We start from the raw sequence: 22,237 nt of genomic DNA, 5'->3' as shown, positions 1-22,237 counted from the left end.
ATTTATCGCGGTCTTTATCATTTTACTATGGCTCATCATAAAGGTAAAGCAACAGATCCAATCAAGTATTTTGCTGACCCCCAAAATCGAGATTTAGGCATTATTAAACAGCAGCGAAAACCGAATGTTAAGTTAATTATTGCCCCTTTTCCTGAAAAGCAACGAGGGTCTGACCAATTCTTTTTTAAGAACTCTCCGAAAGCCTCTTGACAAAAGACTTACAGCCTTAACTTGTCACCAATGCCCCCACCCCACCGATCGCACCTATTCCTTTGAATTCCACTCCCTCACATCTTCCTCAGAAATGTGATACCGATAATATGTTGAACCCTTCACAATCACTTGAATCTTACCTTTACCCCTTTCCGCCCTTTCACTCTCAATCGTCACCTTGCCAAACCCTGTTTCTTTCCAAGTCTCATACAAAATGTCCTCAATTCGATCAAAAACCTGATTAATCGGATTATCTTTGCTTTCTGGCGCTGATGACATATTTGGTTCCACCTTCTGATTTAACTTAGCTTTGCTGTTGCTGTCGCCTGCTGCATTCTCTGATACAAACCTCATAGCTTCTGATTCCCTAAATTTGGGCCTCTATATAGATTTCGGAAATAGCTTTCTTTTTTTACGCATAGTCCCAGCTTTTGTAACAATCATTTACACGATCGCTCCCAGTGTCGCAGACGATGACGCACAGCATCGCACAACAATTAGCAGCCTTGCATCCGCACAATCTCCATCCGCCAGAAACTCCATACTTCTAACCTCCAAAATGATGTTTGCAAAAATTTAATTATTGAATAAATTTTTAACCCGTAACTCAGTGTAAAATCAATACACATTCAAAACTCACAATTGTGCAGTCCAAGGCAGCAGTCACGCACCTCTGACATTTCGCTGCCCTACGCGATCGCACTTAAGACATCACACTTTTTCAAACATCCCAGGGGTTAGACCAATTTTTTATGAGGCTGAATAGAATCCGATCAACCCTAACACAGAGGGCGGGCACGGGGAGTAGGGGTCGCACCGCCCCTACTAAGGGGGAGTAGGGGGTGGACAAGATTCTTCTCAAAGTCAACCCCTACTCCCCTTCTTAAGGGAGATTTAGTACGAATTAGGTATTAGGAATTATTACATAGGCTTGACTTACCGGGATTTTGGAGAATTAGAAATAGCTCAGAATCACTGGCAGCAAGCTATTAAAATACTTAATCATATGAAAACGCCTAAACAAATGTGTTCATCTTAGTGGGTAAAAAAATCGAAATTGAAATTAAACCCAATTTTACCAGGAATTTTATGCAACATTTAACCATAGCTGTAGGGGCGGGTTCACCGAAATATATGACACCCATCGACAAGTTATAAAAACCCGCCCCCACCCACCAACAAATTGTGTAAACCCGCCCCACCCCGCCAATAAATCCTCTAAACTGGCATCAGAATTGGCAGATGTTTTTACCCTATTTCCGCACAGCTTCCAGCAAGCGAGAATAGTAAAAACTCGTGCTCGTCATGGCTGTTCTGTTAATCACAAAACCATTGTTTTCTAAGATTTTGATAATATCAGCTTCGCGGTGCTGGTAAGCGCGGGTAGTTTTGCTCGGGCCGGGGAAAAGTTCGCCAAATTTTTTGAGGGCGGTGAGTGCTAAAGTTTTGGGGGCAAAACTGATAATTAGTCGCGATTGGGCGATCGAACTTAGGTGAGCAATCATTTCCGCAGCCTTATCTTGAGGATAGTGGATCAGCACGTCCAAACAAATCACAGTGTGAAATTTGCCCGTTAAAGCTTCCAAATCTTGGGCGGCGAAGGAGATGTTATAGAGCTTGCCGGGAACGGCTGTCGATCGAGCGTAGGCTTCTGCTACCATCTTTTCAGAGATATCGCTAGCGCAAACAATCGCCCCAGCCTCAGCCAGAGGAATGCTCAGAGATCCCACACCGCAGCCGGCATCGCAGACACAAAGCCCGGGTAAATTGCCGTCAGCTTGCAGCCATTCGAGGACTGTATCCACCGTTTTCTGGTGCCCGGTGCGGATGTCTAGCTGAACTTTATTGACTTTGCCGTCGCCGTAAATTCGCTGCCACCGATCGAATCCCGTCGAGTTAAAATACTGTCTAACTATAGTCTTGTCATCTACCAAATTCATCGATCTGCCTGCTGCTGAGTTATTGCCAACGGTTAGATATTATATAGCAATCCGGTTCAGAAAATGTGCAACTTGCAACAACCGATTTTAGATGGGCGATTTGAGATTTTAGATGCAAACGGCACATCTAAAATCTCAAATGTATCTGGTAATACCAGTTCGCCCCTTCCCCCTTTTTCAATTCTTTAATCTAAAATGGTATAACAGGTTAAAAGAGTCGATGCCAAGTCAATTCCTTTGTCGTCGCATTTAAATTCCAGCGCAGTAATTGAGTTGCAGATTTGCCAATAATTCCCGAAATTCCGATCGCCCTTCTCGGAGATTCAGTTGCCAGGGCGATCGCACTTTCGGCATCGCAAATCCCCCACTCCACCAAATTCTGCACTCCCGCCAACAGCGGCAGAGTAGTACCTGCCAAAGTAGCACATTCCAGGGTCGAGTGATAATCTAATCTTACCCAAGCTGTACCTTTTCTGACTTCAATTTGTCGGGAATCCCAAGGATAAACACCGTCAGGCAAACCCAAAGGAGCCAAAGCATCGCTCACTAAAAAAACGCCTTTTTGATACCTACCAGCGCGCAGCAAAAAATCAATCATTGTCGGAGAAACGTGTTTCCCGTCAGCAATTAAACCGCATTTTACCCCCGGAGAAACAATCGCCGCTCCCAACAAACCCGGTTCTCGGTGGTGCAAACTCGGCATCGCATTAAAAGCGTGAGTTACCATTGAAGCTCCCCGCTCAAATGCTTGCTGCGCTTGCTCTGCCGTCGCTTGGGAGTGTCCGAGACTCACGGAAATTCCCAAACTTTGCAAATAGGAAATGACTTCGCCTGTGCTGTCTAACTCCGGCGCTAAAGTAATTATTTTGACAATATCGCCACAATCTCCTAAAACTTGCTTGACATTTTCTATAGTTAGCGGTAACAAAAACTCAACTGGGTGAGCGCCTCGCTTCAGGGGGTTGAGAAAAGGGCCTTCGAGATGAACGCCGATAATTTCCGCTGTTTTGGCTTTATTGGTTGCGCCAACAGTAGTTTTTGCAGTACGGATATAATCAGCTATAGTCGAGAGCGATCGCCTAAACTTATCCAGCGAAGTTGTCACCAAAGTAGGCAAAAAAGCATCGACTCCCTGATTCCACAAAAATTGACAAATTTTTGGCAAAATTTCAATATGCTTGCTTTCTAAATCGGGAAAAGCAAAACCGAGAGCGCCGTTAATCTGCAAGTCAACACCGCCCAGAGAAAGCCAATCGCCTCCTACATCAACCACTTGCAAATGGGGAGGACAAATCCGTTTAAATACGGCGTCCATCGGCAAAACTTCTTGAATGATTCCCGTTTCGTCAACAGCAAGCATCTGCAAATCCTTGCAACCGGGGAGGCGAGCATTGAGAATATCTGTGGGGGTGGCAGTTGGGGTTGTGGCTTCAGTCATCCGATTTTAGATTTTAGATTTGAGATTTTAGATTTAATATTCGCTACGGATAAATCCGGTGGCTGGCGATGAGGAGGGGGAGCTTTTTGCTTTTTGCTGGCTCTAGGGCTGCTCAGACGGGGGCTTGTGGCCAAATTGCTTTTAAGGGTCAGTTTTGGTACAAAATATCTAAATTTGAGTTAACGCAATCATTTAAAATTAGCATTTATCTGAAATCTCAAATCGGAAAATTTTATGAATCAAGCGACAGTGGGAATTATCATGGGTAGCGATTCGGATTTGCCAACCATGAAAGATGCGATCGCAGTTTGCGAAGAATTCAACGTTGCTTGCTCCGTGGCGATCGTCTCGGCGCACCGTACCCCCTCGCGCATGGTGGAATACGCCCAAACCGCTCACCAACGAGGCTTGAAAGTCATTATCGCAGGTGCCGGGGGAGCGGCGCACCTCCCGGGTATGGTAGCATCTTTAACCCCATTGCCCGTAATTGGCGTGCCCGTACCGAGCCGCCACCTGCAAGGGGTAGATTCGCTGTACTCGATCGTGCAGATGCCAGCCGGGATACCCGTAGCAACAGTGGGGATCGGCAACGCTAAGAATGCTGGCTTGCTGGCAGTTCAGATACTGGCAGCTCATCAGCCAGAATTGCTAGAGCGAGTTTTGCATTACCGCAAAACTTTGTCCGAATCTGTACTGAAAAAACAAAATCAACTAGAAGAGCTAGGCTATCATAACTATCTCAATCTCAACAAATAATCCATAAACTTTTGTAGTAAGATTGGAAAGTTTTCCGAATATTGCTGAGCTTACTAGCCGTAAAGAGGGTAAAAGTGATTAAAATGACTGTCGGAAAGAAAAAGTCAAAACCCGTCAAGCGGGAGTCTTTAAATTTGTCAGCAGCTAAATATTTTACGAAAGTCAACAGGTTGAAGAAGTTACCACGGGCGATCGCCCGCCTCACTCCAAGTTGGCAAGCCTGCATACCTTTAGCTGCAATCATCGTCTTGGTGTGGGGATATGCGGGGGTAGCCCAAACAGCTCCCGCGCCAACCACCGAGGAACAATTAGCAAGCCTTAAGGTGGGCATGGATACCATGTGGGTCATGGTGGCGGCGATGCTAGTGTTCTTTATGAACGCCGGTTTCGGTATGTTGGAAACCGGTTTTTGCCGTCAGAAAAATGCGGTTAACGTGCTCTCCAAAAACTTGATTGTTTTTGCGCTTGCTACGATCGCATATTGGGCGATCGGCTTTGGCTTAATGTTCAGCAATGGCAACAATTTTATCGGCACCAGCGGCGGATTTTTCCTGTGGAACGTAGCTGACAACAGCCCCGCCACAGGAGACGCTTATCAAGGCATTTTCGAGTCGCTTAACTGGACGGGAGTCCCCCTCAACGCTAAATTCTTTTTCCAATTAGTTTTTGCGGGAACTGCTGCGACGATCGTTTCTGGAGCCGTTGCAGAGCGAATTAAATTCCTTGAATTCTTAATTTTCAGCTTGCTGCTAGTAGGAATTGCTTACCCGATTACCGGACACTGGATTTGGGGCGGCGGCTGGCTGGCAGACGCAGGCTTCTGGGATTTTGCCGGTTCGACAGTGATTCACTCGGTAGGCGGTTGGGCTGCTTTGATGGGAGCGGCATTTTTGGGGCCGCGGATCGGCAAGTACCGCGACGGCGATACTGTGGCGATGCCGGGACACAATATGAGCATTGCCACCTTGGGCTGTTTGATTTTGTGGTTGGGCTGGTTTGGGTTTAATCCCGGTTCGACAATGGCAGTCGATCCCAATGCGATCGCCCACATTGCGATCACCACCAACACCGCCGGCGCCTTCGGGGGAATTGCTGCAACCATCACTGCTTGGCTGTACCTGGGCAAACCCGACCTTTCGATGATTATCAACGGCATCCTCGCCGGCTTAGTCGGCGTAACAGCTAGCTGCGCTTGGATCAACGTGCCCAACTCTGCCATTATCGGCACGATCGCCGGTATCCTGGTAGTTTTCGCAGTAACTTTCTTCGACAACTTGAAAATTGACGACCCTGTAGGCGCAACTTCAGTTCACTTAGTCTGTGGCATCTGGGGAACTCTGGCAGTTGGGCTGTTTGCTGACGGGCCTACAACTGGAATTTATACCGCAGGCCCTGCAGCCGGATTGCTTGTGGGCGGAGGTTTCGGTCAACTCTGGGCGCAGTTGGTCGGCATTATCTCTGTAGGCGGTATGACCGTGCTGCTGAGTACGATTTTTTGGCTGGCACTCAAAGCTTTGCTGGGTATCCGCGTTTCTGCTTTAGAGGAAGCTGAAGGTTTGGATATCGGCGAACATGGCATGGAAGCTTACACCGGGTTTGTGAAGGAAACGAGCTTGGATAACAGAAGTGAGAGCGGCTACGGCGTTTATGGTGGGGGTTCTGGTGGGAGGCCTAACAAAATGTAGAGCGTGCGAAGAGATCGATCAATTCAGCTTTCCTGTCCTAAATTAGCTATTTATCAGCTAATTCACCGCTTTATTCAGAAACACCCGAATCTGAAATACCCGCCAACTTATGGCTGTCTATCGTTGTGCTCGCGTTTCAATCTTCGATACGAACGCGGGCATATTTTTATTTTTAATTGACCTTTAATGGCGGACATATGGCGTTGCACAATTTGAGGATGATTATGGTGGGGTGTCCCGCCTGCTGTGAAAATACACCCCTTCGGGCGAAGAAAGTCCATCCGACAAAAAAATCAAAATCATCCCGCTATTATGCAACACCTTACATATAGTAGTTTGCGATTGCATGAGATGTGCGCCGCTAATTGGTAATTGGGAATTGAGAATCTGTAACTAACGAACTTTGCAAACGGGTGTATTGATTAGAGTTTACCGGCAATTGCTTTAAGTTCTTCAACGACGCGCTTGTTCTTGGGATTCCTGCTGCCATCAAGGCGGGCGGAGACAACAGTGATTATTTCTAGTATATCTTTAGCTAAATCCTCGTCACAGCTAGTATTTTCGGTTTGATTTATAATCACTACCTCTGTCCCAAAGTGTTCGCACAAATTAAAAATTAGTTCGGAACCAAACCTCAACAGTCGGTCTTTGTGAGTTAATACCAACCTTTCTACTTGATTGTCTGCGATCGCCCGAATTAGATGTTGTAAACCCCCCTTACTGTAATTAACCCCAGAACCTACATCCTCAATGATTTGGAATTGCCACCCCTGAGATGCACAAAACAATTCCAAAACTTGTTTTTGTCTGTCTAAATCATCTTTTTGGTTGTGGCTGCTAACCCGAGCGTAAGCTATGGTTAAAGCGCCGTTGGGTTTTAAGCCGAGAAGATGAGCTAGGTCATAGCGTCTGTGACCATTAGCGGTGCGTTCGGGTATTAGCTTGCCTTCGGCTTCCCACCGGCGCAAGGTGGAAGCGCTCACACCTTTAAGTTTGGCTGCTTCAGTTATAGTTAATTTTTTCATTTTTGGATTTTAGCATCAGAAATGGGTAATTTCGGTAAGTTTTAGATATATTTATGTCCCCGTCTGCAGGTTGGACAAGTCCGATTTATGGCAAGAAAGTTTGGTAGGCAGATTTTTTATGGTAAAGTAGTGCGAAAAAGCAAAGTTCTGCATCGCCGCCCTTGCCCAACACAGCACAGTGCTTGATTATTACAAGAATTGAGGCTTTAATTGAGCGGTAAAATTTGATGCAGCAATGAGTGCAAATTATTCGGTGTGATGGCTGCAAATAGCTTGAGTTTATGGAGAAGTTTGGAGGAGGTAGCAGAAGTAGAACTCATAAATCCCTCTTAGGGATGGAAGTTAGCCGATCGAAAACTGTTCCGGTTTGGGCTTTGCTATCTTTGGTGACGAACGGGGTACTGATAGTTACAGTCGCTCAACTACTGCTGCGGGGAAACAACTTGACAGAAAGCTTCCAGGCGAATGATGCGGTGAGGGCAGAAGCGGCCCAGGAACAAATTGGCCAACCGGCGATCTCTGCAAAGGCAGTGCTAGACGTGCCTGTTCCCGGGCCGCGACACAAATGGACTTACCAGCAGTGGGTGACGCAGTTGGGTCGCGAAGCTGAGGCGGCGGCGGCGAATCGACCCTCAAGACTGAGTGTTTTGGCTGGGGATTCTCTGAGTATGTGGTTTCCGACCAAGCTGTTACCAGCCGATCGAATTTGGCTGAATCAAGGGATTTCGGGGGAGACTTCGGTGGGTTTGCTGAAGCGGTTGCAGTTGTTCGATCGAACTGCGCCGGATACCGTGTTTGTGATGATCGGGATTAACGATTTGTTGCGGGGGGCCGGCGACGAAGGGATTTTGGACAACCAGCGGCAGATAATTCGCGATTTGCGGTGGGCTCACCCCAAAGCACAAGTTGTGGTGCAGTCGATTTTGCCGCACAGCGGGGAACAAGCTACTTGGGAAAATCGCGATCGGCTGTTGGCGATTCCTAACAGTCGGATTCGGGCAATAAATCGACGGCTGAAAGAAATTGCTAGTTCGGAAAATGTTTTGTATCTGGATTTGTACCCGCTGTTTGCGGATGCTGAGGGCAATTTGCCAACCGAACTCAGCACCGATGGCTTGCACCTTAACGATCAAGGTTATCTGGTTTGGCGATCGGCCCTGCAACTGTTCGATCAGATGCAGTTGAAAAATGAGTCATGAGTTATTAGTCATTAGTCCTTAGTCATTAGTCCTTAGTCATTAGTCCTTAGTCATTAGTCCTTAGTCATTAGTCCTTAGTCATTAGTCCTTAGTCATTAGTCATTAGTCCTTAGTCATTAGTCATTAGTCATTAGTCATTAGTCCTTAGTCATTAGTCCTTAGTCATTAGTCCTTAGTCATTAGTCCTTAGTTAGAAAGATCAAGGATGAAGTCATATTCTCCCCAACTCTCCCCCTCTCCGGTTACTGTGCTATCACTGGCTATGTCAAGTATCGAATGATACATTAAGAAATATGATAGTTAGCTATTTAGTATAGGGTGATACAGAATAACTGTTTGTACAAATGGTGCAATCCAAAAGGCATAGACCATTAGATTGAGAGTTGACGAATTTAGATGAGTCCGGCTATACGAAGCCTGGGGGTTGAGGATTGGGGAATTATCTATTGAAGATTTGTTCCGCTAAAACAGGGACTTAAAACCAAATAACTATTGCATCTAAAATCCTCGCATCTAAAATCGGCTCGGTCTTCCCTGAAAATTGCTGAGTATGAAAAGGTACAACTAACGTGATCAAAAAAAGTTTAACGATCGGCATCATCGCGCTGTGGCTGTTAAGCGTGCCGCTGACCGGCAATGCCTTAGCTCAAGATGCTGGTGCCGCGGCTGCGGTGGTGCCGAATCCGATCGATAGCGGCGATACGGCCTGGATGTTGGTGTCCTCAGCCCTGGTATTGCTGATGACACCAGGGCTGGCGTTTTTCTACGGGGGACTGGTGCGATCGCGCAACGTCCTCAACACCATGATGATGAGCTTGGTGATGATGGGAACGATCGGCGTCACCTGGACGTTGTGGGGGTACAGTTTAGCCTTTGATGTCACCGCCAGCAACCTCAATGATAAAGGGTTTGGTCAAGGGATCGAAAGCTTCATCGGCGGTTTCGACTGGATGTTCTTGAACAACGTCACGGCGGACACCCCAGATCCGATCGGCTACGCACCGACAATACCCCACCAAGTCTTCATGGTGTACCAGATGATGTTCGCGATCATCACTCCAGCCTTGATTTCAGGGGCGATCGTCGAAAGGGTAACATTTAAAGCCTATTTCTGGTTCGTGTTGCTGTGGTCTACCTTCATCTACTCTCCTTTAGCCCACTGGGTTTGGGGTAGAGGCTGGCTGGCGGCGATCGGATCTCTGGACTTTGCCGGCGGCACAGTCGTACACATTAGTTCCGGTGTTTCTGCCGTTGTCGCAGCTTGGATGATCGGGCCCCGCAAAGACCACTTGAACAAGCCCCACACCCCCCACAACGTACCCTACGTCTTGCTGGGAATTGGGATGCTGTGGTTTGGCTGGTTTGGCTTCAACGGCGGTAGCGCTTTGGGATCTGGTTCTTTAGCAACAGTGGCTTTTGTCACCACGATGATTTCTGCTGCAGCCGGCGGTTTAACTTGGACAATTGTGGAATGGGTGCTCAGAGGCAAACCGACAGCAGTGGGAATAGCTAGCGGTTTCCTCGCGGGATTGGTGGGAATCACACCTGCTGCTGGATTCGTGCTTCCAGTGGGAGCGCTTTTGATCGGATCGATTACTTCGGTTTGCTGCTTCTTTGCCGTTAGCTGGCGCGCTAAGCTGGGATTTGACGACTCTTTGGATACCTTCCCGGTTCACGGCGTAGGCGGAACTGTGGGCGCGATTCTGACTGGCTTATTTGCGACTAAAGCCGTTAACGCAGCCGGAAATAACGGGCTGTTTGCCGGGAATCCGGGGCTAATTGTGACCCAGTTTGTAGGCGTTCTAGTTACTTACGTGTTTGCGGGTGTCGGCACTTTTGCGATCCTGAAAATTTTGGAACAGTTTATGGAACTGCGAGTGCCCTCATCTGCTGAAGACCAAGGTTTGGATATCGGCCAGCACGGGGAAGAAGCTTACGGTGAGGATTTCGCCGGCGGTTTCAGTTCGTTTGAATCGAGTTCTCCTTTTGCGCCGAAGAAGGTTTGAAAAGACCATAAGCTGTTGTCCATTTAAATAGAATGTCAAAAAACAATCTAATTCTTGTGGGGAGTAGGGGTTGGGCCTAAGAGCCCGCCCTGAATATGCAATTTAAATGCGTGACAGCTTAAGACTGACGCACTCAAGCCTGTGAAACCCAGTTTCTTTGGAGATTTATCGACTCCCAACCCAGATTTTTCTAATAAACCGGATTTCTTTGCGGGATTTTGTGCAGCACAAGGTTTGAATCTGTAATTTGCAGTCAGACTCAATAATAGTAGTTGGGTTGCCCCGTTTTGCAATTGTTGCAGGCGGGGTTTTCAAATTTGAGATGAGAGTTCTCCAATGGTTCTAAAATCAAAGGTAATTAACCTAGATTTCTACTCGATACCGCATGGATACTAAAGCTTTTAAACGATCGCTCCAACAGTCTGAAAACTACCACCGCAAGGGTTTCGGACACGAAGCCGAGGTAGCTGGGGTGATGCAGACGGCTTATCAAAGCAGTCTGATCCAGCAAATTCGCGACAATAATTACAGGCTGGAACGCGGCGCAGTTACAATCCGGCTGGCTCAGGCTTTTGGCTTTTGCTGGGGGGTGGAACGCGCTGTAGCTATTGCTTACGAGACTCGCCAGCATTTCCCCTCGGAACGGATTTGGATTACTAATGAGATTATTCATAATCCGTCTGTCAATGAGCATTTGCGGGATATGGAGGTGGGTTTTATTGCTGTTGAGAATGGGCAGAAAAATTTTTCGGTTGTCGATAGTGGCGATGTGGTAATTTTACCTGCTTTTGGAGCGAGCGTGCAAGAAATGCAGTTGCTTAATGATAAGGGCTGCAAGATTGTTGATACTACTTGTCCTTGGGTTTCTAAGGTTTGGAATACTGTTGAGAAGCACAAAAAAAAGGATTACACTTCGATTATTCACGGTCAGTACAAGCACGAAGAAACTGTGGCGACGAGTTCTTTTGCTGATAAGTATTTGATTGTGCTCAATTGGCAAGAAGCTGAATATGTCAGCAATTATATCTTGCATGGGGGCGATCGCGATGAGTTTATTGCTAAGTTTAGTAAGGCTTATTCTGCTGGTTTTGACCCGGATCGGGATTTAGAAATGGTGGGGATTGCTAACCAAACTACTATGCTCAAAACTGAGACAGAGAATATTGGCAAGTTGTTTGAAAAAACGATGATGCGGAAGTTCGGGCCGGAGAATTTGAGCGAGCATTTTCTGAGTTTTAATACTATCTGCGATGCGACTCAGGAACGGCAAGATGCTATGTTGAGTTTGGTTGAGGAAAAGTTGGATTTGATGCTGGTGATTGGGGGTTTTAATTCTTCTAATACTACGCATTTGCAGGAAATTGCGATCGACAAAACTCTTCCTTCTTATCATATTGATTGTGCGGAGCGCATTTTACCGGGAAATCGGATCGAACACAAGCCTTTGGGGGGAGATTTGGTCGTAACTGAAGGTTGGCTACCGGATGGTAAAATTGTAGTCGGCGTGACTTCGGGTGCTTCTACGCCTGATAAGGTTGTTGAAGATGCGATCGATCGCATTTTCGCGATGAAAGCAGCGGCTGCGATTGTGTAATTATATTGTTGCGCCACTGCACTCGGAATCATAATTTTCTCAGTTAATTTTCTCAGTGCAGGGCGAGTGTCTCTTTGCGAGTGCGAGCGTCTCGCTCGCACTCGCAAAAAGATATACAGCATATTCCATATATGTGTAGTACAGAGAAACCGGGTTTCTTGAACAGAATCAGTTTAAAGGCTTGAACTGTAAAGAAACCCGGTTTCTGAGGTGTACTTCACAAACCTGGAATATGCTGTAATTCCCATGTTAAACTAATTTCCACCCCTTAATTCTCCCCAATTACCCGATCGCTCGCATTTCTGATTTCTCATACTCTTCACCCGCGTCATCACCTCTATAAATTTCTCCCTGCCTCCCACAGATTATTTTTTAAATAAAATATTAAAAATTCGCCTTTTTTTTTTGGGTAAAAAGCTTGACTTTGCTAGATTGATAATGTATTATTAGATAATGGGAGTGGTGACAAAATTTAAATTTATGTCACCACTCCCATTATCTAAAATATACCCCAAAAATCAACAGGAGTCAATAGGTAAAAACTCTTTTCTTTACGCCGCAATTTGAAACTTTCAAAGGAAGACGAACGATACAAAAATCGATGCAAAAAAAGGCGAATTAAGCTTTGCAGGCTATCTTAGATTGTCTGGTGTCTGCCTGAATCACGAGACGCAAGAGAGCGATTTAGGCCATCTCCGACTTAAGGGGGATGCGAGGAACATGGAGACTAAACTAGAAACAAGATCGATCGCAAATTTGCTCCTTAAATTTGTAGGCTTTAGCTGACTGCCGGCCCGCGCCCAAAATTGGCGTAATCTGCATCCCGCTACAATAAAAGAAAAAGCAGGACTCGCGTGCCATCATTTCATGAAACAATCCCTGACTCGCCAAATCACCGCAGGTATCGGAATGGCCGTGGCGCTGCTAATTTTAAATGCGGCAACTTCCTACCGCAATACTCTCAAGTTAGTCGAAAACAAACGCTGGGTGAGCCACACTCACCGAGTTTTAACCGAACTCGAAGCCACGCTTTCTACCTTAAAAGATGCTGAAACCGGACAGCGCGGTTATTTGCTGACGGGAGAAGAACGTTATTTAGAACCCTATCACAGCGCGATCGCCCGCATCAACCAACAAGTAGTCGGATTGCAGCAGCTAACCGCCGACAACAACCGGCAGCAACAGCGCATTCGCGACTTGAAAATTGCGATCGACTCTAAATTAGCCGAACTTGAAAAAACCATCAATCTGCGACGCCAACAAAACTTAGAAGCAGCCCTGCGGCGAGTAAAATCCGGTAGGGAAAAGCAAATCATGGGCGACATTCGGCAGCAGATAGCCACAATGACAGCGGAAGAAACTCAGCTATTACAGCAGCGCGCCCGAGAATCTCAAACGAGTGCTACTTTGACAATCCTGACTTTTACCGTTGCCGCTTTAGTAAATTTCCTGTTGATGGTGTTGGTTTACTATTTGGTGAAGCGCGATCGAACTTTGCGCGACAATGCCGAAATCAAGCAAAATCAACTCTTAGAACAGCTAGAACACGATCGCCACTTCCTACAATTAACCGAAGAACGTTTCCGCCGCGCCATTATCGAGGCACCCCTCCCAATTATGCTGCACGCTGAAAACGGACAAGTTTTGCAAATTAACTCGGCTTGGACAGAATTCTCAGGCTACCAACACTCAGAAATTCCCACAATTGAAGATTGGACAGAAAAAGCTTACCACAGCCGCAAATCGCTAGTGCAAGCAGATATCGATCGGCTGCACCAATTAAACACCCGCATTTCTGAAGGCGAATATATGATTGCCACAGCCAGCGGCGAAACTCGCATTTGGGACTTTTATTCCGCACCTTTAGGCGAGCTTTCCGACGGCAGAAGTTTAGTAATTAGTACCGCCATTGACATAACCGCCCGCAAGCAAGCAGAAGCGGAAATTCGGATGCTCAACGCTACCTTAGAAAGGCGAGTGGAACTCCGCACAAATCAACTTCAAGCAGCTAACGAAGAATTAGAAGCTTTCACCTATACCGTTGCCCACGATTTGCGTGCTCCCCTGCGGGGAATGCAGGGATTGGCTGAAGCTTTATTAGAAGATTACCGTGACATCCTCGACGAACTCGGTCAAGAATACGCCCAGCAAATTGTTAATTCTGGGCAACAACTACAAGAATTAATCGAAGATTTGCTAGCTTACAGCCGCCTCAGCCGCACGGATTTATCGCTGCAAGTTTTAGACTTAGAATCTGCTGTGGCCGAGGCAATTGCTATGGTAAAAGCCGACGCTAAATCCAGGCACGCTCAAATCAGTGTTCAATCGCCCTTGCCTGCGGTAATGGCCCACCGCGTTACTTTAGTTCAAGTAATCGCCAATCTGCTCACCAATGCCATAAAATTTGTGGAAGGCGCACCGCCGCAAGTGCAGATATGGGCCGAGGAAATAGAGCTGCCTCAAGAGGGAGAGACAGACAGGGATATAGCGAGAAAATTGGAAATGCAAACTGTGGGACAGTGGGAACATTCCCAGTTACTTATGACCAGCCCTCTATTGCCAGTCCCCACGATCCGTCTGTGGGTAGAAGACAACGGCATCGGTATTGCTCCGGAACATCAAAAACGCATTTTTCGGGTTTTTGAACGGCTGCACGGTATCGAGTCTTACCCCGGAACTGGTATAGGATTAGCTATTGTAAAAAAAGGAGTCGATCGCATGGGCGGTCAAGTTGGAGTGGAATCTCAATTAGGACAAGGCAGTCGATTTTGGATACAACTGAGGAAGCATGACGCAAACGCAGACGATTTTGCTGGTGGAAGATAACCCCGTTGATATTCTATTGATGCAGCGGGCCTTTCGCAATGAGACTTTTGCTAATACTTCGCTGCAAATTGTCCGAGATGGAGATGCAGCGGTTTTTTATTTAAATGGAGACGGAGAATACAGCGATCGCGATCTCTATCCTTTACCTGCGATAATTTTACTAGACTTGAAATTGCCCAGGCGATCCGGTCATGAGGTTCTGGTTTGGCTGAGGCAGCAGCCGGAACTAAAACGCTTGCCGGTGGTTATGCTTACTTCTTCTAGGCAAACACCTGATGTCAAGCGAGCTTACGATTTAGGGGTAAATTCATATTTGGTTAAACCGGTCGGGTTTGCTTCTTTATTGGAAATGATGCAGAGTTTTAGCGAGTATTGGCTCAACTATAGCGAACTGCCGGAACCTAGCGAATTTTCGGGTTTGTAGTAGCCGTTTCCCGGTTTTTATTGCTTGTTTCCTCGTTACCAGGCTCTGTCGGGTAACGAGTAAATTAAGTTTCTCGTGAGTAAGCCCGTCCTCTATCATCTTAAAGGGGCAATTTCCCACATTTTTATGATGATCGATCGCCACTCTAAGCTAATAGCAAAATTATTAATTGTTAAAGTGGTACACATTCTGGTAATTGACGACAACCCAACAGATAGGCTGCTCGTCAAACGCGAATTAGAGCGGCAATTCTCGCAATTGCAAATAACGGAAATTTGCGACGATAGATTATTCGGGGAAGCACTGAAACGAGGCGGATTCCATCTGGTAATTACTGATTACCAAGTACGCTGGACAAACGGTTTAGATGTGCTTCAAACTATTAAAGCCAGTTATCCAGAATGCCCGATTTTAATGTTTACGAATACTGCAACGAAGAAATTGCTGTAGAGGCGATGAAATCCGGCTTGGACGACTACATTATCAAGTCGCCGAAGCACTATGTCCGCCTTTGCGTTACGGTTCGCGCAGTGCTCGATCGAGTTGCCGCCTGGAAGTCGCCCGACTGGAAAATCAACTTCATTCCCTGCTAGAACACTTAAATGTCGGAGTTTTTCGAGCGACTTCCGACGGGCGGCTTTTGGAAAGCAATCAAGCTTTTTTGCGCTTGTTTGATGCTAGCAATTTAGCAGATGTTCAAGGGATTTATCTGCAGCAATTGTTTGTGCAACCCCTAGATTCAGGCAGGGCTGTTTCGGGGCAACCACGGGGGGATTGTCCCTACGGAAAACCAGGGTTTTGTAGGGGCGGTGCTACCCCTACTCCCCGTGCCCGCCCAGCCCATAGACGAGGGGGTCGGGGTTTCAGATATCGCGGCAACCACGGGGGGATTGCCCGTACAAGACAATGAAACAGCCCTGCTAGATTCAGGGGAGTCTCGGTCTCAAAATATCGAAATTACCTTTCCTTTGGCAGACGGTCGAGTAAAATGGATTCGGTTTACTCAATATCTCTACAGCACAGAAGGTGAAAGTACCATTGAGGGATTGGTTGAAGATATTACTGAACTCAAGCAGGCTGAACTTGCTTTGCGGGAATTTAATGAAACTTTGGAAGAGCGGGTGAGAGAGCGTACTGCTGAGTTAGAAGAAGTTAACGCACAGCTCGAATCGTTTACCTATTCAGTTTCTCACGACTTGCGCGCTCCTCTGCGGGGAATTTCGTTTTTTGCTGAAATGTTGCTTAAAGATAAAGCCAGCGAGTTGGATGCTACTGCACAGGATTACTTGTATCGGATTAATGACGCCGCAAGTCTGATGAATACTTTAATCGAAAATTTGCTAGAGTACAGCCGCCTCAGCAAAGCTAACTTGCCACTAAAAGCAGTCTCTGATACTTTTAATCCAGACAATCCCCGACAATCGGCAACAATCTGAATATAGCACACTCATCAGACAGGTCCCAGAGTATGGTGGTATCCCACAAAGCTTTGAGAAAAATCCCCAAAGCACCATTAAAATCGCGGGGTATTTCATAACCACAATTGGGACATTTAAAACTTTTAGAGCCACCCAATTTTTTGTGAATATGACCGCATTTTGTACAAGTTTTAGAAGTGTATTCTTCAGTCACCCTAACCAATCTCGAACCGTAACGATTACAGAGATGTTCTAAGGTTTGGGAGAATTGATAGAATGCCCAAGTCATCATTGCTCTCGCCGACTTAGAATTGAGCTTGCGAGTACCTCTTGCCACCATCTGAGAAGTTTCAAAAGTAGGTAAGTAAATAACATCATAATTCCTAGCCAAGTGACTTGCTACTTGCTTGTGAATCTCAGAGCGTAGGTTTTTAATTTTTGTCCTCACCCTTTCCATAGCTTGTTTTAATCGATAGCGTAATCGAGAAAACTCGCTACCTTGAGAGCGACTAAGTTTTGATTGCATTTTGTCCAAATGTTGACACAACCTAGCAATCTTCCCAAAGTCGTGTTTGCCAAATTCAGTAAAAGAATTACCATCAAACCCGGTCAAAAAACAGCGCAGTCCGGGGTCAAGTGCGATAGTCTTGCCACCATTCTTAGGTTCTGGAACGTCCATCTCTACAGGCATATTTACAAACCAGCGCCCCTTGTTGTAGGTGACTTCTACGGCTTTGTCGTAGTTGATTAAGCAGAAATCTTGCCCAGTCCACAGAGACTTCTCCAAACCTTTGCTAGCGTTGGTCATTAGATGACCGTTCTTATAGTCCCCCGGAGCGAACTGAATAGTCTGTTTTTGGGCTCGGATCGATCTGAATCGAGCTAACTTCAATCCGGCTAAAGGATTAATTTTTGCCTGTTTTCCTTTGCCTATTTGGGCGGGCTGCTTGTCGGTTTTCTTCCAAGCTGTATAAGCCTCAAAGAGTGCGTTATCTAAACCGTGAGCTATGCCTAATTCTTTGCACCACTCAGGGATTATCTGGTAGTCCAAGGTTTTACAAAAGCTCCGAAAAGCTTGCTTGCCTGAAGTTTTTAAAACTGGCTGATTAGTTTTTTTGTCCACAGTGTAATAGGTAAACTTTCCTTGATGTTGATTCAGATAAGCAATTGCGTTATTGTAAACTTTTCGATTAGCATGAATCCTCAACATCCAGACTTTCTTCGTCTCCCCCTTTGGATAGACTCGGTACGTCAGAGTCTTCAATGATTTGCTTTTTGTACTTTCTGAGTCCGTAAAGTCGGCAACGGTCGCCGTGGACGATTGCGAGTATGTCTTCAACCATTTCTCTTTCTGGACTAAGTGAACTATTGTTGAGAACCAAAATCTTACACCCGCCCCGCTCGGCAAACCATGAGATAAGATCGAATCCGAACCTGCATCATCTATCTTTTGAGGCAATGACAACCATTCCGATGTCGCCCGTGTAAATGTGTTCCAGTAGGGCGATAAGACCTTTGCGCTTGAAGTTAAGCCCACTCCCGATGTCTTGGATGATTTCACATCCGGGGTAGCGAGACAAAAGAAAGTCAGCCTGTCGAATAAGGTCGGCTTTTTGACTTCGACTGCTAACTCTGGCGTAGAGGATGGTTGGTTTAGTAGATGGAATATTGACAACTGAGTCTCCGTCGTATCGTCGCTGTCCTGATGGTGTTCTGTACGCTTTGATTTTCCCTTCTTTTTCCCACCGCTAAGCGTGTTTTTGAACATACTCCGAGTCGTTGAATAGCGATTCTTGGTGGTACATATTTGGACATATCTGGGTTTGGTTAGGTGAATTATTCCAGCCTATACCAATTGTCTAATTTATAACGGAAATGTCTAAGAAAAGCCCGTCCTAGGGATTACTCTTCATTTAATTGTGGCTCGATCGATCGCGCAACTAGAGGCGGAAATTGCCGAAAAACAAGCTCGGATAACGGTTGTCGAACCGCTACCTACGGTGTTGGCCCATCCTGCTACGCTGCTGCAAGTCTTGACTAACTTGCTCTCCAACGCTCCACCAGTTCGTGCAGCCGGGGATAGAGCCGCAGGTGCGAGTTTATGCAGAAGCTGAGGAAGAATATATCTATCTTTGGGTAGAAGACAACGGCATTGGTATTGCAGAAAGATTTCAAGAGAGGATTTTTGGGTTGTTCGATCGCCTGCATGGTCAAGAAGTTTATCCAGGGACGGGAATAGGGCTGGCGATCGCGAGCAAAGGAGTCGATCGGATGGGGGGCGCGATCGGGCTGAAATCGACTCTGGGAATCGGTACCAGCTTCTGGGTAAAATTACGCAAGTGCGAGAGTTGAGGAAGCAAGTTCGGCAACGCGCAGTGAATCGGGATTTACAAGATGAGGTTCTAGGGAAGAGGGTTTTAACAGTAATATTCTGCTGTAGCCCAAAGAATCAATCAACCCGCTTGTGCACACCCGAAGACACAATAAACAATTAGTATAGTAAAAGTTAAGTAATCTCTTGCACCTTTCCCGCCTGAGCAGGCTTTCTGATCCGTTTTAGAACAACTTACTTAATTAATTTGCTTGTGGCAACGCCCCTAAAAGGCTGGTTGAGGATGTCAAGAGCTTTAAAATATAATAAAATACAAGCAAAATACAATAAAATTATTGGCAAGTCTAATTAACCCACCAAGTACATATTTAAATTGTCGAGATTGCTCACTAACATATTGTTAGATTTAAGAATGTTTGCGCCCATACAAAAACTAAAAGGCTAATGGTGTCTATTCTATTAATCGACGACAACCCGAACGATCGCCTGATGATCGAGCGAGAACTGAGGAAAACTTTTCCTGATTTAGAAATTAAGTCGGTTATTGATATCCAATCTCTCGAACAAATCCTGGTCGCCGGGGGTTTTGACCTAGTAATTACCGACTACCAACTGCACTGGAGCGACGGATTAACTATTTTCCGCAAAGTTCAAAGCCGCTACCCAAATTGTCCGGTAATTATGTGTACTGACAGCGGCAGCGAACAAGTGGCAGTCGAAGCTATGAAAGCTGGTTTGAGCGATTACGTGTTCAAAGGGCGGCACTTAAAGCGACTGGCGGCGGCAGTGGGCGAAAGCTTGAAAAATCAGCAGTTGCGCCAGAACTACGCGAAAACGTCGGCGCAGTTGGCAATTTCGGAGGAAAGGCTGAGGTTGGCGATCGAAGCCTCGAAAATGGGAACTTGGGATTGGAATTTATTAAATGGCGAGGTGGTTTGGTCGGAGGGACACGAACTGTTATTCGGGCTGGAAAAAGGCAGTTTTGCGGGAACTTACGAAGCGTTTTTTAGCTGCATTCACCCGGATGACCAGGCCTCGCTCGGCCGGGCTGTTGCCTTTGCTTTAGAAAACAAAATAGAATACCAATACGAATTTAGAGTCATTTGGCCCGACAGCAGCTTGCACTGGATCGCGAGTAGGGGCAAGTTTTTTGAGGATGGTACGGGTAAATCGGTGCGAGCAATCGGCGTGGTTTGGGATATTACCGATCGTAAATTATCCGAAGCCCGGGTGCAAGAAAGCGAGGAAAACTTGCGCTTTGCCCTAGAAGCAGCTAATACGGTGGCTTTTACATGGGATGTGGCATCCGGGGAAGTCCGCCGTTCGTCCAATGCCGAAACACACCTTGGTTTTGGCCCAGACAGCACCGTCGGTACTTTTGAGCAAAAAAAGAATGCGGTGCATCCAGAAGACCGCGAAAGCTTTTTGGCAGATTTGGATGCCGCACTCAGCGGGACGGGAGTTTACGAGTCGGAATACCGCCACGTGCGCCCCGACGGCTCAGTGATTTGGCTCCACGACAAAGGGCGGGTGGTTTTTGAGGCATCGGGCACCCCCCCTCGGCTGTTCGGCGTGGCGATCGACATTACGGATCGCAAACAGTTAGAATACGAGCGCTCGCGGGCCAACGCGCGCGAGCGCTCGTATTTGCGCCGCCTGCAAAAGTTAACCTCCGCGTCAGTTGCTATCAACTCCACGCTGTCGGTGGCAGAAATACTTCAGTTAGCTGCCGATAGCGCCCGCCAAATTCTGGAAGTCCACCAGGTAGCGGTCAACCTCAACCCGGCGGCTAACTGGGATGCGGGAATTAGCAAGTTTTCCATGTCAGAAAAATACGCCGCGTGGCAAGATTACTGCGAAGAACCAGACGGTACGGGCATTTACCAACAAGTTTGCCAGCAGCAACAGCCGATGCGAATGACTCAAAGCGAGTTAGAGGCTCACCCGGCCTGGCGGGAGTTGGGCAAGGCTGCGGGGAAGCGCCCGCCGATGCGGGGCTGGCTGGCTGTACCGCTGACGGGTCGGGACGGCAGAAATCTGGGATTGATTCAGTTGTCGGACAAGTATGAGGGGGAGTTTGCCGAAGATGATGAAACTATTTTAATGCAGTTGGCTCAGGCGGTGTCGGGGGCGATCGACAATGCCCGACTTTACGAGGAATCTCAACAAGCAAATCGCATGAAAGATGAGTTTTTGGCAACTCTTTCTCACGAGCTGCGATCGCCCTTAAACGCGATTTTGGGCTGGGCGCAACTGCTGCGGCACCGCAGTTTTAGTCCGGCTGCTACTGGGCGGGCTTTAGAAACGATCGAGCGAAATGCTAAATTGCAAACTCAATTGATTGATGATTTGCTGGATATTTCTAGGATTATTCGCGGCAAGTTGACTTTGAATCCTTGTGCGGTAAATTTGATTTCGATGGTGGAAGGAGCGGTGAATACGGTGCGGTTGGCCGCCGATGCTAAGTCGATCGATTTACGGTTTGCAATTGTAGATTTGGGCTTGGAGACTGCAGAGTTTTCCCAACCCGGGGAGATTTCTGGCAATCCTGAATCTCCGTTAAATCCGAAATTTTGGGTATCAGGAGACCCCGGCCGCTTGCAGCAAGTGATTTGGAATTTGCTGACGAATGCGATTAAGTTTACGCCGCGCGGGGGGCGAGTTGAAATCCGGCTTTCGAGAGTTGATTCGGAGGTTGAGTTGGCTGTTACCGACACGGGAATTGGGGTTGCACCGAATTTTTTGCCTTACGTGTTTGAGTCTTTCCGCCAAGCGGATGCTACGATTACTCGCAATTATAGCGGTTTGGGGCTGGGTCTGGCGATCGTCCGGCAGTTGGTGGAACTCCACGGTGGCACGGTTTGGGCGAGCAGTCCGGGACTGGATATGGGATCGACTTTTACTTTCCGTCTCCCTGCGATGCAGCTAAATTCGATCGCCGGTGAGGAAGGGCAGGTTTTGACTGGCCCTGGTAATTTACTGGGAGTTAAGGTTTTGCTGGTTGATGACGAGGTTGATTCGCGGGAATTTATGAGGTTTGTCTTGGCGGATTCCGGGGCCGCTGTCAGGGCTGCATCGTCTGCTGCTGAGGCCTTTGAGGTGGCTTCGCAGTTTGAGCCGGATGTTGTGGTCAGCGATATCGGAATGCCGGAGGAAGACGGCTATTCGCTGCTACGAAGGCTGCGTTCTTTGAACACGCAGACAGGGAAATTTTGGGCGATCGCTCTGACGGCTTATGCTAGGGATGAAGACCGCGATCGTGCTTTTGCGGCAGGTTTCGATCGGCATCTGTCTAAACCTGTGCAACCCGATGTGTTGGTAGAGACTATAGTCAAGTTGAGGCAGCAAGGGCTAACAACTTAAAAAAATCTCTTAATAAAT

General features: G+C 47.0%; 19 protein-coding genes and 2 pseudogenes. 15 read left to right on the top strand and 6 right to left on the bottom strand.

Translation table 11 applies throughout. From position 1 onward, the window contains the following. A pseudogene (locus tag QT992_RS04675) lies at positions 1-210 on the top strand (IS4 family transposase); the annotation flags it as partial. Positions 211-264: 54 nt separating this feature from the next. Here QT992_RS04675 and QT992_RS04670 read toward each other — a convergent pair. From QT992_RS04670 to nagA, 3 genes are all read right to left on the bottom strand, one after another. Next, on the bottom strand, positions 265-567 hold the full coding sequence (locus QT992_RS04670) for a hypothetical protein (protein ID WP_333337357.1): 303 nt from the start codon (positions 565-567) through the stop codon (positions 265-267). Between the two features lie 899 nt (positions 568-1,466). Next, the gene (gene bchM / locus QT992_RS04665) at positions 1,467-2,153 is read right to left on the bottom strand and encodes a magnesium protoporphyrin IX methyltransferase (RefSeq protein ID WP_333317137.1); all 687 of its coding nucleotides are present in this window, start codon (positions 2,151-2,153) and stop codon (positions 1,467-1,469) included. Between the two features lie 208 nt (positions 2,154-2,361). Next, positions 2,362-3,591 (bottom strand): N-acetylglucosamine-6-phosphate deacetylase, encoded by a 1,230-nt coding sequence (nagA, locus tag QT992_RS04660; RefSeq protein WP_333317139.1) that lies wholly within the window; start codon positions 3,589-3,591, stop codon positions 2,362-2,364. Between the two features lie 234 nt (positions 3,592-3,825). Between nagA and purE the strand changes: the two genes are divergently transcribed. Together purE and QT992_RS04650 are read left to right on the top strand one after the other, a co-directional pair. After that, complete coding sequence (purE, locus tag QT992_RS04655; protein ID WP_333150234.1) at positions 3,826-4,347, top strand: 5-(carboxyamino)imidazole ribonucleotide mutase; 522 nt, start codon at positions 3,826-3,828, stop codon at positions 4,345-4,347. An 83-nt stretch (positions 4,348-4,430) separates the two neighbouring features. After that, a complete protein-coding gene (locus tag QT992_RS04650; RefSeq protein WP_333337354.1) occupies positions 4,431-6,032 on the top strand; it encodes an ammonium transporter in 1,602 nt (533 codons plus the stop codon). Positions 6,033-6,454: 422 nt separating this feature from the next. On the opposite strand, the gene QT992_RS04645 is transcribed toward QT992_RS04650, so the two are convergent. Beyond that, positions 6,455-7,057, bottom strand: coding sequence for an IS607 family transposase (locus tag QT992_RS04645; RefSeq protein ID WP_333337352.1), 603 nt, complete (start codon positions 7,055-7,057; stop codon positions 6,455-6,457). Positions 7,058-7,338: 281 nt separating this feature from the next. Here QT992_RS04645 and QT992_RS04640 point away from each other — a divergent pair, with 281 nt between their 5' ends. The 9 genes from QT992_RS04640 (at position 7,339) to QT992_RS04605 (ending at position 16,542) form a co-directional block, all read left to right on the top strand. After that, complete coding sequence (locus QT992_RS04640; protein WP_333317145.1) at positions 7,339-8,256, top strand: SGNH/GDSL hydrolase family protein; 918 nt, start codon at positions 7,339-7,341, stop codon at positions 8,254-8,256. Between the two features lie 569 nt (positions 8,257-8,825). Next, positions 8,826-10,262, top strand: a complete 1,437-nt coding sequence (locus QT992_RS04635; RefSeq protein WP_333317146.1) for an ammonium transporter — start codon at positions 8,826-8,828, stop codon at positions 10,260-10,262. 385 nt (positions 10,263-10,647) lie between these two features. Continuing rightward, a complete protein-coding gene (locus tag QT992_RS04630) occupies positions 10,648-11,856 on the top strand; it encodes a 4-hydroxy-3-methylbut-2-enyl diphosphate reductase (RefSeq protein ID WP_333376623.1) in 1,209 nt (402 codons plus the stop codon). An 867-nt stretch (positions 11,857-12,723) separates the two neighbouring features. Then, a complete protein-coding gene (locus QT992_RS04625; protein ID WP_333317149.1) occupies positions 12,724-14,682 on the top strand; it encodes a CHASE3 domain-containing protein in 1,959 nt (652 codons plus the stop codon). Next, complete coding sequence (locus QT992_RS04620) at positions 14,645-15,106, top strand: response regulator (protein WP_333317151.1); 462 nt, start codon at positions 14,645-14,647, stop codon at positions 15,104-15,106. The genes QT992_RS04625 and QT992_RS04620 overlap by 38 nt, the downstream gene beginning before the upstream one ends. A 75-nt stretch (positions 15,107-15,181) precedes the next feature. Beyond that, the gene (locus QT992_RS04615) at positions 15,182-15,556 is read left to right on the top strand and encodes a response regulator (protein ID WP_333317153.1); all 375 of its coding nucleotides are present in this window, start codon (positions 15,182-15,184) and stop codon (positions 15,554-15,556) included. Further along, the gene (locus QT992_RS04610) at positions 15,508-15,699 is read left to right on the top strand and encodes a hypothetical protein (RefSeq protein ID WP_333317156.1); all 192 of its coding nucleotides are present in this window, start codon (positions 15,508-15,510) and stop codon (positions 15,697-15,699) included. The genes QT992_RS04615 and QT992_RS04610 overlap by 49 nt, the downstream gene beginning before the upstream one ends. Continuing rightward, positions 15,618-16,016 carry a PAS domain-containing protein gene (locus QT992_RS33540; RefSeq protein WP_445305325.1) on the top strand — a complete coding sequence of 133 codons (399 nt, stop codon included), beginning with the start codon at positions 15,618-15,620 and terminating at the stop codon, positions 16,014-16,016. Before QT992_RS04610 ends, QT992_RS33540 begins: the two co-directional genes overlap by 82 nt. Further along, positions 15,997-16,542, top strand: coding sequence for a histidine kinase dimerization/phospho-acceptor domain-containing protein (locus QT992_RS04605; protein ID WP_333337349.1), 546 nt, complete (start codon positions 15,997-15,999; stop codon positions 16,540-16,542). The genes QT992_RS33540 and QT992_RS04605 overlap by 20 nt, the downstream gene beginning before the upstream one ends. Here the strand turns inward: QT992_RS04605 and QT992_RS04600 are convergent. Both QT992_RS04600 and QT992_RS04595 read right to left on the bottom strand, forming a co-directional pair. Then, positions 16,505-17,734, bottom strand: coding sequence for a transposase (locus tag QT992_RS04600; RefSeq protein ID WP_333317159.1), 1,230 nt, complete (start codon positions 17,732-17,734; stop codon positions 16,505-16,507). The genes QT992_RS04605 and QT992_RS04600 overlap by 38 nt on opposite strands. Further along, positions 17,715-18,339: pseudogene (locus QT992_RS04595) on the bottom strand (IS607 family transposase). Before QT992_RS04595 ends, QT992_RS04600 begins: the two are co-directional and overlap by 20 nt. A 104-nt stretch (positions 18,340-18,443) precedes the next feature. Between QT992_RS04595 and QT992_RS04590 the strand changes: the two are divergent. The 3 genes from QT992_RS04590 to QT992_RS04580 all read left to right on the top strand — a co-directional run bounded on the left by QT992_RS04590 (position 18,444) and on the right by QT992_RS04580 (position 22,219). Beyond that, positions 18,444-18,638 (top strand): hypothetical protein, encoded by a 195-nt coding sequence (locus QT992_RS04590; protein ID WP_333317161.1) that lies wholly within the window; start codon positions 18,444-18,446, stop codon positions 18,636-18,638. Next, on the top strand, positions 18,616-18,876 hold the full coding sequence (locus QT992_RS04585) for an ATP-binding protein (RefSeq protein ID WP_333317162.1): 261 nt from the start codon (positions 18,616-18,618) through the stop codon (positions 18,874-18,876). Before QT992_RS04590 ends, QT992_RS04585 begins: the two co-directional genes overlap by 23 nt. Before the next feature lie 424 nt (positions 18,877-19,300). Then, complete coding sequence (locus QT992_RS04580; protein ID WP_333337346.1) at positions 19,301-22,219, top strand: response regulator; 2,919 nt, start codon at positions 19,301-19,303, stop codon at positions 22,217-22,219. Positions 22,220-22,237: the final 18 nt, after the last annotated feature.

The organism is Microcoleus sp. T3_D1, from assembly GCF_036700405.1.
Taxonomy (GTDB): Bacteria; Cyanobacteriota; Cyanobacteriia; order Cyanobacteriales; family Microcoleaceae; genus Microcoleus.
Note: the sequence above shows the minus strand (reverse complement) of the source record. Positions and strands in the feature narration are given on the sequence as shown.